This is a genomic window from Periweissella fabaria (assembly GCF_918814575.1).
In the GTDB taxonomy this organism is placed as follows: domain Bacteria; phylum Bacillota; class Bacilli; order Lactobacillales; family Lactobacillaceae; genus Periweissella; species Periweissella fabaria.
The window spans coordinates 112452-129800 of sequence record NZ_CAKKNS010000007.1 but is presented as its reverse complement, the minus strand read 5'-3'; the positions used below and the strand labels follow the sequence as shown (position 1 = coordinate 129800).

General features: G+C 36.7%; 19 protein-coding genes. 4 read left to right on the top strand and 15 right to left on the bottom strand.

The genetic code is table 11. The features are described 5' to 3' along the window. Positions 1 to 361: 361 nt before the first annotated feature. From LQZ75_RS08030 to LQZ75_RS08020, 3 genes are all read right to left on the bottom strand, one after another. Positions 362 to 715, bottom strand: a complete 354-nt coding sequence (locus LQZ75_RS08030) for a hypothetical protein (RefSeq protein WP_230097306.1) — start codon at positions 713 to 715, stop codon at positions 362 to 364. 18 nt (positions 716 to 733) lie between these two features. Further along, the gene (locus LQZ75_RS08025) at positions 734 to 1135 is read right to left on the bottom strand and encodes a CvfD/Ygs/GSP13 family RNA-binding post-transcriptional regulator (protein ID WP_230097305.1); all 402 of its coding nucleotides are present in this window, start codon (positions 1133 to 1135) and stop codon (positions 734 to 736) included. Positions 1136 to 1355: 220 nt separating this feature from the next. Next, a complete protein-coding gene (locus tag LQZ75_RS08020) occupies positions 1356 to 1943 on the bottom strand; it encodes a peptidylprolyl isomerase (RefSeq protein WP_432443449.1) in 588 nt (195 codons plus the stop codon). A 119-nt stretch (positions 1944 to 2062) separates the two neighbouring features. On the opposite strand from LQZ75_RS08020, the gene LQZ75_RS08015 reads away from it, so the two are divergent. Further along, the gene (locus LQZ75_RS08015; RefSeq protein ID WP_230097303.1) at positions 2063 to 2704 is read left to right on the top strand and encodes a VTT domain-containing protein; all 642 of its coding nucleotides are present in this window, start codon (positions 2063 to 2065) and stop codon (positions 2702 to 2704) included. A 61-nt stretch (positions 2705 to 2765) separates the two neighbouring features. Here the strand turns inward: LQZ75_RS08015 and LQZ75_RS08010 are convergent, their stop codons facing one another. The 4 genes from LQZ75_RS08010 to LQZ75_RS07995 all read right to left on the bottom strand — a co-directional run bounded on the left by LQZ75_RS08010 (position 2766) and on the right by LQZ75_RS07995 (position 6965). Further along, positions 2766 to 3038, bottom strand: coding sequence for an acylphosphatase (locus LQZ75_RS08010; RefSeq protein WP_230097302.1), 273 nt, complete (start codon positions 3036 to 3038; stop codon positions 2766 to 2768). An 11-nt stretch (positions 3039 to 3049) separates the two neighbouring features. Further along, complete coding sequence (locus LQZ75_RS08005) at positions 3050 to 4507, bottom strand: HAMP domain-containing sensor histidine kinase (RefSeq protein ID WP_230097301.1); 1458 nt, start codon at positions 4505 to 4507, stop codon at positions 3050 to 3052. Between the two features lie 49 nt (positions 4508 to 4556). Beyond that, a complete protein-coding gene (locus LQZ75_RS08000) occupies positions 4557 to 5252 on the bottom strand; it encodes a response regulator transcription factor (RefSeq protein WP_230097300.1) in 696 nt (231 codons plus the stop codon). Positions 5253 to 5369: 117 nt separating this feature from the next. Next, complete coding sequence (locus tag LQZ75_RS07995) at positions 5370 to 6965, bottom strand: patatin-like phospholipase family protein (RefSeq protein ID WP_230097299.1); 1596 nt, start codon at positions 6963 to 6965, stop codon at positions 5370 to 5372. A gap of 91 nt (positions 6966 to 7056) precedes the next feature. On the opposite strand from LQZ75_RS07995, the gene LQZ75_RS07990 reads away from it, so the two are divergent. After that, on the top strand, positions 7057 to 7389 hold the full coding sequence (locus LQZ75_RS07990) for a hypothetical protein (RefSeq protein WP_230097298.1): 333 nt from the start codon (positions 7057 to 7059) through the stop codon (positions 7387 to 7389). Positions 7390 to 7475: 86 nt separating this feature from the next. Here the strand turns inward: LQZ75_RS07990 and msrB are convergent, their stop codons facing one another. The 8 genes from msrB to LQZ75_RS07950 form a co-directional block, all read right to left on the bottom strand. After that, positions 7476 to 7913 (bottom strand): peptide-methionine (R)-S-oxide reductase MsrB, encoded by a 438-nt coding sequence (gene msrB, locus LQZ75_RS07985; RefSeq protein ID WP_432443448.1) that lies wholly within the window; start codon positions 7911 to 7913, stop codon positions 7476 to 7478. 10 nt (positions 7914 to 7923) lie between these two features. Continuing rightward, complete coding sequence (locus LQZ75_RS07980) at positions 7924 to 8286, bottom strand: iron-sulfur cluster biosynthesis family protein (protein WP_230097296.1); 363 nt, start codon at positions 8284 to 8286, stop codon at positions 7924 to 7926. Between the two features lie 248 nt (positions 8287 to 8534). Beyond that, positions 8535 to 10484, bottom strand: coding sequence for a threonine--tRNA ligase (thrS, locus tag LQZ75_RS07975; protein WP_230097295.1), 1950 nt, complete (start codon positions 10482 to 10484; stop codon positions 8535 to 8537). A 318-nt stretch (positions 10485 to 10802) separates the two neighbouring features. Beyond that, complete coding sequence (locus LQZ75_RS07970; protein ID WP_230097294.1) at positions 10803 to 12341, bottom strand: UDP-N-acetylmuramoyl-L-alanyl-D-glutamate--2,6-diaminopimelate ligase; 1539 nt, start codon at positions 12339 to 12341, stop codon at positions 10803 to 10805. 24 nt (positions 12342 to 12365) lie between these two features. Continuing rightward, on the bottom strand, positions 12366 to 13661 hold the full coding sequence (locus LQZ75_RS07965; RefSeq protein WP_230097293.1) for a bifunctional folylpolyglutamate synthase/dihydrofolate synthase: 1296 nt from the start codon (positions 13659 to 13661) through the stop codon (positions 12366 to 12368). Between the two features lie 125 nt (positions 13662 to 13786). Then, positions 13787 to 14449: a tRNA (guanosine(46)-N7)-methyltransferase TrmB gene (trmB, locus tag LQZ75_RS07960; RefSeq protein WP_230097292.1), complete on the bottom strand. Its 663-nt coding sequence runs from the start codon at positions 14447 to 14449 to the stop codon at positions 13787 to 13789. 16 nt (positions 14450 to 14465) lie between these two features. After that, the gene (locus LQZ75_RS07955; RefSeq protein ID WP_230097291.1) at positions 14466 to 15671 is read right to left on the bottom strand and encodes an ABC transporter permease; all 1206 of its coding nucleotides are present in this window, start codon (positions 15669 to 15671) and stop codon (positions 14466 to 14468) included. 2 nt (positions 15672 to 15673) lie between these two features. Then, on the bottom strand, positions 15674 to 16402 hold the full coding sequence (locus LQZ75_RS07950) for an ABC transporter ATP-binding protein (protein ID WP_230097290.1): 729 nt from the start codon (positions 16400 to 16402) through the stop codon (positions 15674 to 15676). Between the two features lie 188 nt (positions 16403 to 16590). Here LQZ75_RS07950 and LQZ75_RS07945 point away from each other — a divergent pair, with 188 nt between their 5' ends. Both LQZ75_RS07945 and LQZ75_RS07940 read left to right on the top strand, forming a co-directional pair. Beyond that, complete coding sequence (locus LQZ75_RS07945) at positions 16591 to 17019, top strand: HIT family protein (RefSeq protein ID WP_230097289.1); 429 nt, start codon at positions 16591 to 16593, stop codon at positions 17017 to 17019. Positions 17020 to 17029: 10 nt separating this feature from the next. Then, positions 17030 to 17317, top strand: a complete 288-nt coding sequence (locus LQZ75_RS07940) for a hypothetical protein (protein WP_230097288.1) — start codon at positions 17030 to 17032, stop codon at positions 17315 to 17317. Positions 17318 to 17349 lie beyond the last annotated feature (32 nt).

Genomic DNA, 17349 nt, shown 5'->3' with positions numbered 1-17349 from the left:
TTTACTAGCGAAATTGACATTCGCAAATTTGTTTAACTCTGAAATCTAGTTTCAAAGTACTTACACATTTGATTGTCAAAACTTTATTCAGTTTTCAAAGATCTACGTTGTCGCTTTTTATAGAAGCAACATTTAAACATTATACATTATAGTACATTTGATTGTCAACAACTTTTTTCGATTTATTTAAAATCAAAATTTATTAACTGACAACTTTTATATAATATCAAATTCAGAAAAGTAAGTCAATACTTAAATTTCTGAATTTATTTGTCGAAAGCATTATCACTTAGGACAGTTATTAAATAATACCACCTTAAAATAATAAACACAAGAACTTTATTAAACAATTTGCAATAAATCAAAGAAGTTTTGGTGCACTAGACATATCAACCGTTTCTAACAAGGTATGTAGACTCGATGCTTCCATAAACTTATAACCATTTTCATTCAACAATTCAATTGGTTCCACCGGACAAAAGACATATAGTGAACCAATTTGATTATCAACATTAATACTTGCCAATTCATCTAACCGTAAATTATTGATATCAAAATCATTTTCCATTGCTTCTAATAAAGTACCTAAAGCAGTATCCCCCGCATGCTTATGCATCTTAACTTTCAAAAAGCTAAAACCTACATCTTCACACTTTACTAGATATGAGGGCATACCATCAGTAATCATCATGATTGTTCCTGCTACCATTGACATTTTCTTTCTCCATCTACTCTATTTTATTTTTAATGCATCCTTTAAGCCGTTGTTAATCCAACTTTCCAAGTTTTGCTCAATAGGCATAAAACCAATCACTGTATTTCGATTAGTCCAGTAATGTTTATGTGTTTGATGGACATTATCTAATTTTTTCAAATTTGTTACTTGTGGCTCAGCAAGACAACGTAATGACAAACTAATTTTTTGAGTATATTCATCGATATCTAAAATAACTACTTCGATAACATCCCCAATTTGTAATAACTTATTGATATCACCAACAAAGCCATATTTACATTCTGATATATGAATCAAACCTTGGTGTTCATCATCTAAGCTAACAAACGCTCCATATGGTTGGATGCCTGTCACTTGACCACGAACATGCATCCCAACACGATATTCCAATGTATCCATCGTTAAAACCCCTTTCATAAGGATATTCTATATATATATCTTTTCCATTTAACATCTCTTTTTTACTAAAACTAGTATACATGTTTATTTTATAAATTACCACGTTCTCAATAACCTTAAATAACCACCTTTAACTAATTTTCTTAATTTAGCATATTATAGTAGAAAAAGGTTCTAGCCGACAACGACTAGAACCTTTTATTAGCTTGATATCTTTGTTTTAATCTACAACTGTGATACTTTCAATCACAACGTCTTCAAGTGGCTTGTCGGCACTGTCTGTCTTAACAAGTGCAATTTTGTTAACGATATCCATACCATTAGCAACTTGTCCGAAAACTGTATGCCGGTGATCAAGCCATGGTGTACCTCCATTGTTAACATAAGCGTCAACAATTTGTTGTGGGTAGCCCGCACCAGCTAATTGACTAGCAAATGCTGGTTCCATGTGTTGATTTTGAACAATAAAGAATTGTGAACCATTTGTCATTGGACCACCATTGGCCATTGAGAGTGCACCATTGATGTTAAATAAGTCATCAGAAAATTCATCTTCAAAGTTGTGGCCCCAAATTGATTCACCGTTAAAGCCAGTCCCAGTTGGATCACCACCTTGAATCATAAAGTCATTGATAACTCGGTGGAAGATAATTCCATCATAGTAACCATCCTTGGCATGTGTTAAAAAGTTTTCAACTGCTTTAGGTGCTTGTGTTGGGAAAAGAATCACTTCAATGTCACCATAGTTAGTGTGTAAAGTTGCCTTTGGTCCTTTGTATTCGTTAGGAGTTAATTGGGGATATTCAATCATTATTCTCAAACCTCGATTTCTTAAAATTAATAACTTATTTAAGTTTAGCAAAAAAAACCAAATAAATCTGGTAAACTTAACTACAACTACTAAAAAGATAAAGGAATACTTTTAAAATGAGTTATTTAATCGACTTTATTCTCCACATTGATAAACACGTTATTCAAATCGTAACCCAATTCGGTAACTGGACGTATGCAATTCTCTTTGCAATCATCTTCATCGAAACTGGAGCCGTAATTTTACCATTCCTTCCCGGCGATTCACTACTTTTTGCTGCCGGATCCATTAGTGCCAACCCTATTTACCACTTAAACCCATGGTTATTTGCCTTTTTATTCTGGTTGGCAGCCTTAACCGGGGATTCATTAAATTACTTTATTGGTAAGTATGTTGGCCATGCCATGATGGAACACCGTTTCTTCGGTCGCTTTATTAAACGCGAATCTATTCAAAAATCAGAAGCTTTCTTCACTAAATATGGTGCCATTGCAATCATCTTTGCACGTTATTTACCAATTATTCGAACTTTTGCACCATTTGTTGCTGCAAATTCTGGAGTTGAGTACAAGTTATTCATCAAGTATTCAATTATTGGTGCAACTACTTGGACAATTATTGGTACCGGTGCCGGTTACTTCTTTGGTAACATCCCCTTTGTCAAAAATCATTTCTCAGCAGTAATCTTTGGTATTATCATCGTGACCCTCTTACCAGCAGCAATTGCTGGTATCAAGTCAAAGTTTGCTCGTAAATAATCGTAAAAAAGCCGCCTGGAAGTATATCTTCTAAGCGGCTTTTTTCTATTATCCTGACCAATTACTGTGTTTTGAAATCTTGATATCCTACTGGGTCGATTTTATCAACCTTACTACGGGTAACTTCACCAAATGGCGATGGTGAGGCTTTAACAGCATCAATAAATTTAACAATCACTTGCGCTGAGCCTTCCGCCGTAATCAGAACTGACCCATCAATTTGATTAGCGACAAATCCGGTAACACCTAAACGTTTAGCTAACTGTTGCGTTTGATAACGAAAACCAACTCCTTGAACTCTTCCCCACACTTGAATCCGATAAGCGACTTGCATACGTTACCCCCTTATTCTTCTAGACGTGAAATTGGTAAGGTAATTCTAAAAATCGATCCATGCCCTAAAGAACTTTCCAAACTAATCGAACCCCCATAACCTTCAATTAGTTTTTGGGCAATACTCAACCCTAATCCATTACCACCTTTTTCACGTGAACGTGCCTTATCAACCCGATAAAAACGATCAAAAACATGGTTAGCATCTTCTTGCGCGATTCCTTCACCAAAATCCTGAACCGCAATTTGTACTTCTCGACTATTACGTGACATTGCAAAGTGAATTTCTTTTCGCTCTTGAGAATACTTAAAAGCATTATCCGACAAAATTATCAACACTTGTTCTAGGTGATTGCGATACATTGACACAATCGTATTTTCGTGAATATCATCTTCCAAGCTAAACTTAAAATCCGGATGAATCAATGAAAAATTATTGTAAACTTGGTAAACAACATCCTGCACATCGGTGGCTTCATGCCGGAAATTAATTTCAACTTGATCCGCACGAGTTAAGTCTAACATTTCTTGCACTAATGTTTCCATCCGCTTCATTTCATCTAATGATGCTTTGATCGAATCGTTTAATATTTGCGGATCATCCTTACCCCAGCGATTTAATAAATCCATATGTCCCTTTACAATTGCTACCGGTGTTCGTAATTCATGCGAAACATCTTCCACGAAGCGCGATTGCTGATCAATATACCGCTGCATCCGATCAACCATTTCATTTAAAATATCACCAAGGTCTGAGAGCTCATCATTACGTAGTAAATCAGGCACTCGTTCGCTTGTTTTTGGATCATGCTCAACCTCAGCAATTGTTTTTGCAATATGTTCAACCGGTCGAAGTAACCAATCGGCTAATAAATAACCCCATAGCGCAATTGCCATCAAGCCTAGCAACATCAAAACAACCAAAATTTTAACCAACTTAACATACATCCGGTGGTATTGTTCAAGACTATCAATCATTTGAACGTATCCAACGACACGATTAGAATTCCGGGCATATACCGGAACACGTCCAACCAAAACTTGGTGGCCATTTTTTCTAATCAATCGTTGCCCTACAAAACGTTCCGCATGTTCCATCGGTACTACGTTTGTATGACTTGTAAATAATTGCACCCCATCACGATCAAAAATCGTTAGCGTTAAATTCTTGCTAGCCACGTTTGCAATTAACTCATCATTTAAAATTGTTCGAACATGATCATTACCCGGTTGTAGCGAAGGCTCAATAACGTCCAGTGTTAGATTACGCGTATTCACCGACGTAAATCGCTGACTAACTGCACTGAGGGCACTATCGATTTCTTGATGTTGCGCATTGAGAGCATTTTGTGTAAATGCCCGAAACATCAACAAGCTAAACACTAGAAAGACAACAAATACGCCGACTGTTGTCCCTAATGCCCATTTCCATTTGACAGAAAAACGACGATAAACTTTTTCTTGTATCATTACAATATACCAAAAAAGGGCTCGACAAATGTCCAACCCTTTATCCTAATTAATTTGAGCTACGCATTACGTAACCAGTTCCACGAATCGTTTGAATATATGAACGTGCGCTTTCTGGATCATCAATTTTATTACGTAAGTATCGAACATACACGTCGACAACATTCGTTTCAACTTCAGATTCGTAACCCCAAACCCGCTTCAATAAATCATCACGCGCTTGTACTACATTGACATTTTCCATCAATGTAAGTAGTAATTCATATTCACGTTTAGTCAAATTAATTACTTCATCACCACGGCGAACAATCCGATTTTCTTTTTCAATAACTAAGTCTTTAAACTTAACCGTTGATTGGTGTGGTGCATGGGCTTCTGTCTCAATATCAATGCGACGTAATAATGCCCGGACACGTGCCAATAATTCTTCAATCGCAAATGGTTTCACCACATAATCATCAGCACCATAATCTAATCCTGAAACACGATCAATTACAGAATCCCGAGCAGTCATCATAATAATTGGTGTGTTTTTAACTTCACGTAACCGGCGAGCAACTTCTAAGCCACTCAACTCAGGTAACATCAAGTCTAACAAAATCACATCATAATCATTAGTAATTGCGGCTTCCAATCCTGTACGCCCATTATCACGGACGTCAGTTTGATAATTTTCATGTTGTAATTCTAATTCCACAAAGTGGGCTAAATTTTTTTCGTCTTCAATGACCAAAATTTTACTCATCGGCAACCCCTCGTTCTATCTATTTTAAGCTCTCTAATTTTAACATTTTTCTCTAAGAATTGATACCCACTTGCATGAATTCAATAAAAAAATGACTTTTATTAGAAAAAAAAGCTACTATTTTGCGCTATTTTTGTGGCTAACCTTAGTATTTTTCTCATTTTTTTGCCATTTATCAAGTAAATATACAACCGCTATCAAAATCACTTCCGGATGTTGATATACATATGTCATACTCCATTCACCGCTTGGCAAATTAAACTTTGTCACTAATTGTTCATATGTTCCATGACGCTTAATAGCTGCTACAAAAGTTTCGTACGTATAAGTGGTTGTTGGCTGTACATCAAGCAAAAACGCACAATATTCAACTAACATTTGCCCTGATAAACGTTCTACTGCTACTTTTTGGCCCATAAATTTACCAATTTTTGTCCGTAATAAATACTCAACCATTGGATTATTTAATAACGGTACAAATTTTCGAGTGAAAGGCGTTTGTTCAAAACAAATCGCTAAGTTACTCCAGTTAAAAGCATTAAAATTAGGCCGTGTCGTGAAAAAGTAACGTCCTCCACTGAGTTTACCAAGAAACTTTTGTGCTTCCAAGTTACCTAATTTTAGGTTATCTTGTGATTTTTGCGGATTAAAATCCAGCATTGGTCCCAAATCCCACTTCGTTTTAATCCAGTGAATTTTAACATCCTTGGGTACTTGATACTTTTGTGAACGGCCCATCCCTTGAATATCAATCACGTAAATATCTTTTGCTCCTAGCTTGATTGCCTCATTAATCGGCACATCATTAGAATAGCCCCCGTCAATATACATTTCGCCCGCAATTTCCATAGGAGCTACGACTGGATAAAACGCACTTGATGCAACGACCCAACTTGCTAATTCACTAGGCGTCATCTGATCATTTACTGCTACAATTTTTTGGGTTAACGTCTTAGCATTAGTGGTAACCAGCATAAACTTAACACTTGGATGCTCTAATTCACGCGTTGCCACTGGTAAAAATAAATCATAAAGTGCTCGTTTAGACTTAAAGTCACGCGACAGTAACTGATTAACCATTGTCCGTGTAAATTTTTCCCGAGTAACCCCAATTTCCGAAACCCCATAAACATGTTCAGTCGTTAAATAATCCCATACTTCATGAGCAGTTGTACTATCGAGATGCATAAGCGACATCCCAGTAATTGCACCAACCGATACCCCAATAATCACATCCGGAACGATTCCAGCAGCCTTTAGGACATCAAATGCTCCTGTTTGAAATGCACCATGGGCACCACCACCACCAAAAATGAAATATTTAGGATACGTATAGATTTTTGTAAAACAAGTCCCATGCGCGTCAAATCCTCGTTGCAATAAGTAATGTTCATCCCAATTACTTATTAATTGATACTCAACACCATACCAACGCAGACTTTGAAAGTGGGTACTTAAAGCATTAAACACCATCGGTTTATCGGTACCAATTCTTATTAGGCCATGTCGAATAACCCGCAATGATTGCTTAGTATCAACAATTAATAACGCCACAATTTTTCGCTGTTCAACAACAATATATTGTTGATAGCGCTGATTAAGTGGTTGCTGTTTATATTTAAACCGAGCCACTTCATTATCCAAATTAAAAGCTACTAACTGGGTAAAATCAGTTAATTGCTTAATATTTTGATTTGATTGAAAGACTTTCAAAATAACTTACCTCGATTTTTAGTTTGCATTCCAGAACATTTGTTCGTATAATGAGTTAAAAGTAAAACCAACCGTACCTGGAGGTGCCATAATGCAAATACCATTCAATTTCATTAGTAATACTGTCGAACCACAAGCTACTAGCATGTTTAACTTTTTTAAACCTAAGCCTAAGCATACCAAAATAATCCGAGCCCGCCAAATGACAGCAAACGAGCTTATTATTAGGCTGGAAGCTGCGCTTGATTCACGACTAAATATAACCATACAATGTAATGTTTCTTTTTACACTGAAAACGTATATCAACTTTCAGGCTATTTAACAATGTCAGAAAATGGTCAATTACTTTTGCATAGTGATAACCTTAAAGTTACAACGATTGTTTGGCCTAAGTCAATTCGCCATATTACCTTTAACGACTAATTAGTGACACCTCCAGATAACTATCTAGTAAATAAAATAGACTAACGAAAATGAATTTTCGTTAGTCTATTTTCTATCTAAATTAATCAGTCTTCGACCAAGTCAAGGTACTCACCGTAACCTTGGGCCACCATTTCATCTTTTGGAATGAATTTTAGCGATGCTGAGTTAATACAATATCGGACACCGCCTAATTCTAGCGGACCATCATTAAAGACATGGCCTAAATGACTATCTGCTTGACCACTGGTAACTTCAACACGTTCCATACCAAATGATCGATCACGATGTTCTTTAACGACACTCCGATCAATTGGTTTTGAAAATGCTGGCCAGCCACACCCCGAATCATACTTGGCTGCTGATGAGAATAATGGTTGTCCGCCAACAATATCAACATAGATTCCAGGTTCAAAAAAGTTATCGTACTTGTTCATAAAAGGGGCTTCAGTCCCTTTTTCTTGGGTTACATGGTAACTTTCCTTGTCGAGCTGTTTTACTAGTTCTTCTTTATTTTTAATCATCGCCATTCTCCTAGGCTTTATCAAATAAATTTTTTATTTGGACATTGGGATCAAGAACTTCCCCTTGGCCGTTCAATGTTAATTGGTTAAATGGCGCTTGGTAAGCAAGCGTCATTTGTGGTTCTAATATATCTTTGGAATGTTTCTTAGCATACACTGGCCCAACATTTGATTTAATTTCAAGTTGATAATCTGGCGTCTCAACTGCTTGGTCAACAATAATTAACTGAAAAGCTGTATCCATAGAACAAGCTACCGCCCCATTAGAAAATTGACCGGTCCCATCATCCAAATCAAGTAAAATTTTTGCCCCTGCATTAACAAACTCATTTAATCGATCAGCAATTTTCCCAGAAACCTCTAAACTATACATTATGACCTTCCTTTCAATAAACAACCACCCCTACGATGTATCATATGATGGCTTAATTAAGTGAACATTAAAATTACTAGTAATTAGTTAGTAACTATTTATCGTAAGTGTACTCGTATTTATCATTCTTGTCAAAATTAAACAAAAAAGGATACGCTTGGGCGTATCCTTTTCATGTACCATTCGCATACATCTGAAAAACTATTTAATTTAACTTCCATATTGGCTAAAGATGCTATGAAAGTCAATTATTTAGATTCACGTGAATAATTAGCGATATCACTTAAGATAACATCATAGAATTCACTAGCATCCATTGGCGTTGTTTTTTCTTCTCCGTAACGACGAACTGTCACCGTACCGTTGTCTTTTTCTTGATCTCCCACAACGATGGTGTATGGAACTTTGCTTGTTTGCGCATCACGGATTAAGTAACCCATTTTTTCATTACGATTATCAACCGTTGCACGCACATTCATAACTTGTAACTTACGCATAATTTCATCTGCGTAAGCACCGTGTGCTTCTTGGTTAACTGGAATAATTACTGCTTGCTTAGGTGCTAACCAAGTTGGAAAGGCACCCTTGTACAATTCAGTCAAGTAAGCCGTGAAACGTTCCATCGTTGAAATCAAACCACGGTGAATCATTACCGGACGGTGCGTATTTTGACCATCTTCACCAACATAAGTTAAATCAAAACGTTCTGGTAATAAGAAGTCCAATTGGATTGTTGAAAGCGTTTCTTCACCACCAAGGGCCGTCTTAATTTGTACATCAAGTTTTGGACCGTAAAAGGCTGCTTCACCTTCAGCTTCAAAGTAGTCAAGGCCCATATCGTCCATGGCTGTTTTCAACATCTTTTGGCTCTTAATCCACATGTTGTCATCATCAAAGTACTTTTCAGTATTTTCAGGATCACGGTATGAAAGACGGAAACGGTAGTCTGTAATGTTAAAGTCAGCATATACTTCAACCATTAACTTCAAGATTGACTTGAATTCTTCTTCCACTTGGTCAAGCATTACAAAAGTGTGACCATCGTTTAATGACATTTCACGTACGCGTGATAAACCAGTCAAGGCACCTGATTTTTCGTAACGGTGCATCATTCCAATTTCAGCAATTCGAATTGGCAATTCACGGTATGAGTGCACATGGTGGTTATACACTTGAATGTGTGAAGGACAGTTCATTGGTCGTAATTCAAGGAATTCACCATCGCCCATATCCATTGGTGGGAACATGTCATCATGGTAGTGATCCCAGTGACCTGATTGTTTGTACAAGTTCAAGTTAGACATGATTGGTGTATAAACGTGTTCGTAACCGTGTTGTAATTCCTTATCAACAATGTAACGTTCCAATGTCCGACGGATTGTTGCCCCATTTGGCATCCAAACTGGTAATCCTGCACCAACTTCTGGTGAAGTGAAGAACAAGTCTAAATCTTTACCAATCTTACGGTGGTCACGTTCTTTAGCTTCTTCTCGACGAGCGAGTTCAGCATCAACATCCGCAGCTTTCCAAAAAGCCGTACCATAAATCCGTTGCATCATTGGGTTTGATGACTTACCACGCCAGTAGGCACCAGCCACTGAAGTAAGCTTAAAGTTCTTAATCAAACCAGTTGAAGCAACGTGGCCGCCACGGCAAAGGTCAGTAAACTCACCTTGTGAATATACTGTAATTTTTTCATCTTCAGGTAAATCGTTAATTAATTCAACTTTGTATGGATCGTTTTTGAATAATTCCAACGCATCGGCGCGTGAAATTTCACGCCCTTCGATTGGCAAGTCTTCTTTAACAATCTTTTTCATTTCAGCTTCAATTTCTGGGAATTCATCTACAGAAATTTGACCAGCTGGACGGTCAGTATCATAGTAAAAACCGTTAGCAATTGCTGGACCAACTCCAAAGTGCGTATCTGGGTGCAAACGCTTAATAGCTTGAGCTAATAAGTGCGCTGCTGAGTGGCGAAGAATTTCTAATGATTCTTCCGCATCCTTTGTAATAATTTCTAATGAACCATCGGCAACTAACGCATCGTTAATGCCAACATACTTACCTTCAAATTTACCGGCAATTGATTTTTTTGCCAATGAAGTTGAAATACTCTTAGCAATTTCAAGTGTTGAGATTCCACTTTCAAATGGTTTTACAGAACCATCTGGGAATGTGATTTTAATTTCTGACATCTACCTACTCCTCAAATTTTTTTAATAAAAAAGTCCCCCACGACATAAAAAATTATGTCATGAAGGACGTTATATACAAACGTGGTACCACCTAAATTCGTTCTAGTCCTTACGACTAAAACCTCAGCTGTTTTATAACGGAAACAACCCGAACATAGTTGGCTATGCCATTTCACAAGTAGTCAACGTTAGTCCTCTATTCGCAAAGTTTCAGCCATGCTTTGCGTTCTCTAAAAATAGAATTCCCTAACGAAGGTATCTTGATCTTTAATTTATGCTTTAATTAAAGCACGTTTATTTTAAATAGGCAAGCATAATTTAGCGGTCGTTTTCGATTTCATTAACAACATCTTTTGCAACTTGCATATCACCTGGGTACGGTGTATCAATACCATTAATTTTTTGATATGGATCTAACCCTTTACCAACAATCGCCACCACATCATTTGCTGTACTCATCATCAAGGCTTGCTTAATTGCAGTTGGTCGATCCATTTCATAACGTAGTTCAACGACTGATTCATCAGTGGCTGCCGCAATTTCTGATGCAATTGCTCTTGGATCTTCGTATTGTGGATCATCTGAAGTCAACCATACAACATCTGCTTTTTCTTCAGTGACTGCTTTACCGAATCCTTCTCGCCGTGATTCCCCTTTGTTACCTGGAGCGCCTAAAACAACAATTACTTTACCAACTGGATGTTGTTGATGTAAAAAACTAAGTAATGCTTTAACGGAAATATAGTTATGTGCATAATCAACATACACCATCCCATGTGTATTAGTCATAAATGATTCCATACGTCCGGGAACAGTCACTTCGTTTAAACCAATCACCATACTTTGGTGGTCAGCGTTGGCTAAACCGGCAGCAATTAAGACACTTGAAGCATTACTTTCATTATAATCACCGGGAACATTTAAATTGTATGTTCCTGCTATATCAAGCACCTCAGCTTTGGGTGATTGTGCTGTAATTAAAAGCTGACTTTGTGTCAAATCAGCATGGCCAGAAAAAGTCACATCTGGTTGCACATCTACAACTGGATGACACCCTGCATGTCCATATACAAAAATATCTTCAGGTGCATGACCTGCTTGGGCACGGCCAAAAATTTGATCAAAATGATCACTTTCGGCATTAACAATTACTTGATCACTATTATCAAGTAACATCAGTTTATGCGCTAAATAATCGGCAAATGTTGGGTGTTCAAGCGGACCGATGTGATCAGGTGAAATATTCAAGAAAATTCCCACATTAAAGCGTAAATCATAGACTCGGCTTTTCTTATATGCTTGAGAAGATACTTCCATGACCAAATGAGTCATACCGTTGTTAACCACTTGGCGCATATCATGAAATAAATCCAAGGATTCTGGCGTTGATAACTCAGATTTGAATTGTTCATTAGGGCCTAAAATACGATCAATTGTTGAAAATAGCGCTGTTTTACCATGGGTGCTATTTTGTAAAATTTCGTGAGTAAAATATGCAGCTGTCGTCTTTCCTTTAGTCCCCGTATACGCAATTATAAACAATTCATTTTGAGGATAATCATAAAAAGCGGCACTCAATACGGACATGGCTTTTTGAACATCGGTAACAATTAAACAAGCTAAGCCATCCCCTTCTGGATAAGCTTGTTCCGCTACATATGCTTGGGCTCCATTACTAATTGCACTTGTTAAAAATTCCGGTTTGAAATTTCCCTTTACAAAAAACATCGTGTTGGCAACTACTTTACGTGAATCATATGCAATTGCCGTAAATTCACTGGGTGCTACCGCTGATGCACTAATTAATAAATCGTGTGCTTTTAAAATATCAATACTATCTTGCCAACTAAGGGCCATATGCTTTCTCTTCTTTCCGTATTTCTAAAATTTAATTCCTTTAACTGCCCGTAAAGTATAAAAAGAACCTGTAATAACAATCATTGCATCACTTGACTCTCGTACTTGACGAGCAACCGTAATCGCTGCTGTCGGATCATCCGCAATTGAAACTTCAACATTATCATCCATCTCTAAAATTTGCGCTGCTAATTCATCTGCTGTTAATGAACGGCTTGGATTAGCAGGTGTAATCGCAATAATCCGGGCCACGTATGGTAATAACTCTTCCAGCATTGTCATATAATTTTTATCACGTAATATCCCTAAAATTACGGTTGGTTTAAATGGCAATCGCCACGATTTTAACGATGCCACTAGCGCTTCAATTCCATCTGGATTATGAGCAGCATCCCGAATGATATTATTTTTGGCATCATATTCCATCCGCCCTGGTAAATTAGCTTGGCCTAAGCCATCTTTAATGGCCGCATCTGAGATTTGGTAATCTAACTGGCGCAAGACATTAACAGCTTGTAAAACGGTATTTAAGTTTAATAACTGAAAATGACCACTCAAACTCAAAAACACCTCGAGACGATCATTAATTTTAACATTGGTCCCTGCCGGTGATACTTTATACGTCGTTATAATTGGTCTTGGACCATCATATAATTTAGCCCCTATCGCTTGAGCACGCTCATTAATAACGGCTTGAACTTCCGCATCTTGACCACTATAACTAATCACATGGGCCCCAGGGCGTAAAATACCACATTTAGCAGTGGCAATGGTTACTAAATCATCCCCCAAAATATCTTGATGGTCATACGTAATCTTGGTAAAAATATTTAGCAATGATGTTGTAATCGCATTGGTTGCATCTAAATCGCCACCGACCCCAACTTCAATAATGGCAATATCTAATTGTTGGCTTCCAAAGTAACTTAATGAAATCACCGTCCACCATTCAAAAAAGGATAACGTTTGCATATCTAAATCATGGGCTTTAAGAACTGCCAAAATTTTATTAAATTCACGGACAAATTCAGACGGTGTAATGTACGTGCTATTAATCATCACTTGTTCACGATATGTGTATAAACCAGGACTTGAGAACTTCCCTACCCGATACCCACTGGCTTGCAAAATTTGATTCAACATTTCACCGGTTGAGCCTTTACCATTTGTACCCGCCACGTGAATTATTTTATATTTTTGATCTGGATTACCTAGCCATCCTAACACCTTACGTAAAAACGGGACGCGGTTTTCGTCAATCACACGCCACCCTTTATCTAATTGTTTGGTTATTTTTAAATACTCGTCGTTATTTACCATCTTAAATATCTCCAACTAGAATTAAATACTTAAAAACTATTAGTCCAATTTTATCATAATTAACCGATTACAAGCTAAAAAAAGGTAGATTCCAATAATAGAATCTACCTTTCATATATATTAATTTACTTTGTTGTAAAGTGGCCTAAATATTTATAAATTGGACCTTTAACTTTGAATTTTTGTTCATACTCAGTTTCAACGTTTTGTTCTAAGTTGGCTGCATCTTCGTTGTGCATATCAAGCCATACTTTATCAAAAGTCATTCCATAGTTAGCAAAACTACCTAAAGAATATTCAAACAACCCACGATTATCAGTCTTAAATTCAACTTCACCATTTACTGGTAAAATGTTTTCGTAACTTTGCAAGAATGATTTGTATGTTAAACGCCGCTTTTCATGTCCTGATTTAGGCCATGGATCAGAGAAGTTTAAGAATACTTTTGCAACTTCACCCTTAGCAAAATAAGTGTCTACTCCAGCTCCATCACCGTAAACAAAGCGCAAGTTTGGTAATTCATCAGCATCTTCATATGCTTTCCGGCCAGCAACAGCCACGGCACCTTCTTGAATTTCCATCCCAATGAAGTTTATCTCGGGGTATTTTTTGGCCATTCCAATGATAAATTGACCTTTCCCAGTTCCAACTTCAATCATAATTGGTTGTTCTTTTGGGAAGATACTTTGCCAGTTATTTTTTAATGTTTCTGCCTTAGCTTGTGTAATCACTAAATCGGCATGGTCAGCAAGCCATTGTACTGCCCAAGGTTTTCGACGTAAACGCATCTGAGTTCCTCAATTCTTATTTCAATAATTCTTTACGTGCAATCCGTTTTGGTACTAACCAATAACTAAAAAGCACAATTTCAACAATAATAATTCCTAAGCTAATAAAAAATGTCGACCATGGTGCACTACCTACTAAATTAGCTAGGAGTAAGATAATACCAATCACACTTAACACTTTAACCATAACTTGTTTAAAGTTGTTTTGCCTAATTTTTGGATCAATTGGGTACAAGTGCGTAAATACTATTTCATCATATTTATGATAAAGTGGCAACAACTGAATACCAATTAAATATAATATTAGCGCTAAAATGACTGGGGTCACAATTTCATTATGCACAAAATAGGCAATCAAGGCCCCTATCGCCGTTAAGCGGACAATTAAGCCAAAATATTCACTACTCCGTAATAGTCCCCGCCAGTATAAATTAGTATACACATGTTGAGAATCTTTGGGTAGCCGCTCAAACCAGAAATTTAACCATATTCGGCGTTTTGTTTGCCCACCAATTTGAGGGACATCGGTGAATAAGTTAAAGAAACGTAACATATTCAACTGCCGACCACTTTCAATAGCAATCGCTTCATTCCAGTCAAAAATACCATTCCAAAATTTATCACGAACACCAAAACGTGCTGCAGCAGCAATTAAGATAAAAATAAAGGCCCATGCCATATCTAGTCGTACCCCAAACAGCGCAAATGTTAGTAATGGTAAGGCCAAGCGTAACCATAATAAATTATGGTGGCTATAGTAGCTTTGCATTTGATCATATAATATCAAAACTTTAAACACAATAAATGTTGGAATTAACCATAGCGTTTCAATAAAATTAGCTTGAAAAGCAACTTCTATGAATGGAAGTAAGCAAACAACACCAACAACTTGGACTAAAAGGCTTAGCCACAAACTATGGCGTAAAGCTGCCTTTAAATAGCGCTCCATATTAATTTCTTGTGGTAATAAAAAAACTTTATCCGCTGGTTTTAACAATGTCGCCAGATTACCGAATTGTAATAGCCCAATCATTAAAAACATGGCAATGAATTTTTCCCACCATGCATATTGTAACGTTTGCAGAAACCCTGCATACCAATATCCTAACCCACCAATCAAAAACACAAACGCAATTGTAAATTGATCATTAAATACTAACCGTAAATAACGAAACATGCGTTGCATGTGTTTTTGGCGGCGTTGTTGAAATAATTTATCCATCTTTAGACCTCTTTCGCAAGTGTCAAATAGATATCATTTAAGGATTCACCAGCTTCAGGGAATTGGGCCCGTAAATGCGCCAAAGTACCATCTGCACGTACTTCACCGTTGTGTAAAAGTACGAAGCGATCGGCGATTTTTTCTGCGGTATCAAGAACGTGAGTTGACATTAAAACTGCTGCTCCACGGGCTTTAACATCCGCAATTAAGCCAAGTAAATCATGAACTGCTAATGGATCTAATCCAATAAATGGTTCATCAATAATAAATACGTCTGCTTCTGTCATAAATGCATTAACCAACATGACTTTTTGTTTCATTCCCTTAGAAAAATTAGCCGGAAACCAACTTAACTTATTATCTAAACGAAAAATTTTCAATAACTTATTAGCGTGATTCCACGCAACTGCATCATCTAATTGATACGCCATAATCGTTAATTCTAAATGCTCTTTAAGCGTTAACTCATCATATAACACTGGCTGTTCAGGCACATAAGCAATTTTTTGCTTATATAAAGCCGGATTAGCCATTAATGATGTTCCATCAATTGTGACATCACCATGTTGGGGTGTTAGTAAGCCAATGATATGATTAATCGTGGTTGACTTTCCGGCACCATTAAGACCGATCAAAGCGACCAATTCTTGATCTGCAACTTCAAAGTTCACATCTTTAATTACTGGAACTTGTGAATATCCACCAACTAAATGATTAATTGTTAATGTCATTACCGTAACTTGCCTCTCATTTTAAATAATTTTGAATTTCTATTGTCTATAATAATCCTATTGAATCAGTATACCATACTCAATTATCTAAGATATGTTAGAATTAATGCGCTAAAGTATTACCAATCGCTTTATAAATGAGCTAGAATTAAATTAACCAACAACAATATATTTGAAGGAGTTTTCTAATGGAAGATTGTATTTTTTGTAAAATCATCAACGGTGATATTCCAAGTTATAAAGTCTATGAAGATGATGATGTTCTTGCGTTTCTTGATATCACCCAAGTTACCCCTGGACACACACTATTAGTTCCTAAAAAGCACGTCGCAGATATTTTTGAATATGACGCTGACTTAGCAACTAAAGTATTTGCTAAGCTCCCCGAGCTAGCCCGTGCAATTAAGGCCATCAATAGTGACATTAAAGGCCTTAATATCGTTAACAATAACGGTCAAATCGCTTATCAATCAGTATTTCACTCCCACATTCATTTAATTCCACGTTATACCTCTGAAGATGATATCAGTATTAAGTTTGCTGATAATTCTGATTTATACTCAGCGGAACAATATAGCGATGTTCAAAAGGCAATTACTAACCACTTAGCTAAATAAAGGAGGTTGGATGATGTTTAAACAATTAACAGCCTATTGGCGACATTTTTTTAAACAAATTGAATTAAATTTTCGTCAACTTATCAATCAAATTAGTCAACTTAAACAAGCCATTGCAAGCCTTAAAGCGTCAAGTAGTCAGCTTCAAGCAAGCTTACCACAACTAGAATCCTTGCAAGATGACATTGAACGTTCTGTTGCTAAATTTGAGTTCAAAACACAACCACGCTTAGAACGAATTCAACAACATCTTGACCATATCCAAGCAGAGCTTAATAAATATCAACCAAAAAAATAAATAAAAAAAACACTGAATTTTCAGTGTTTTTT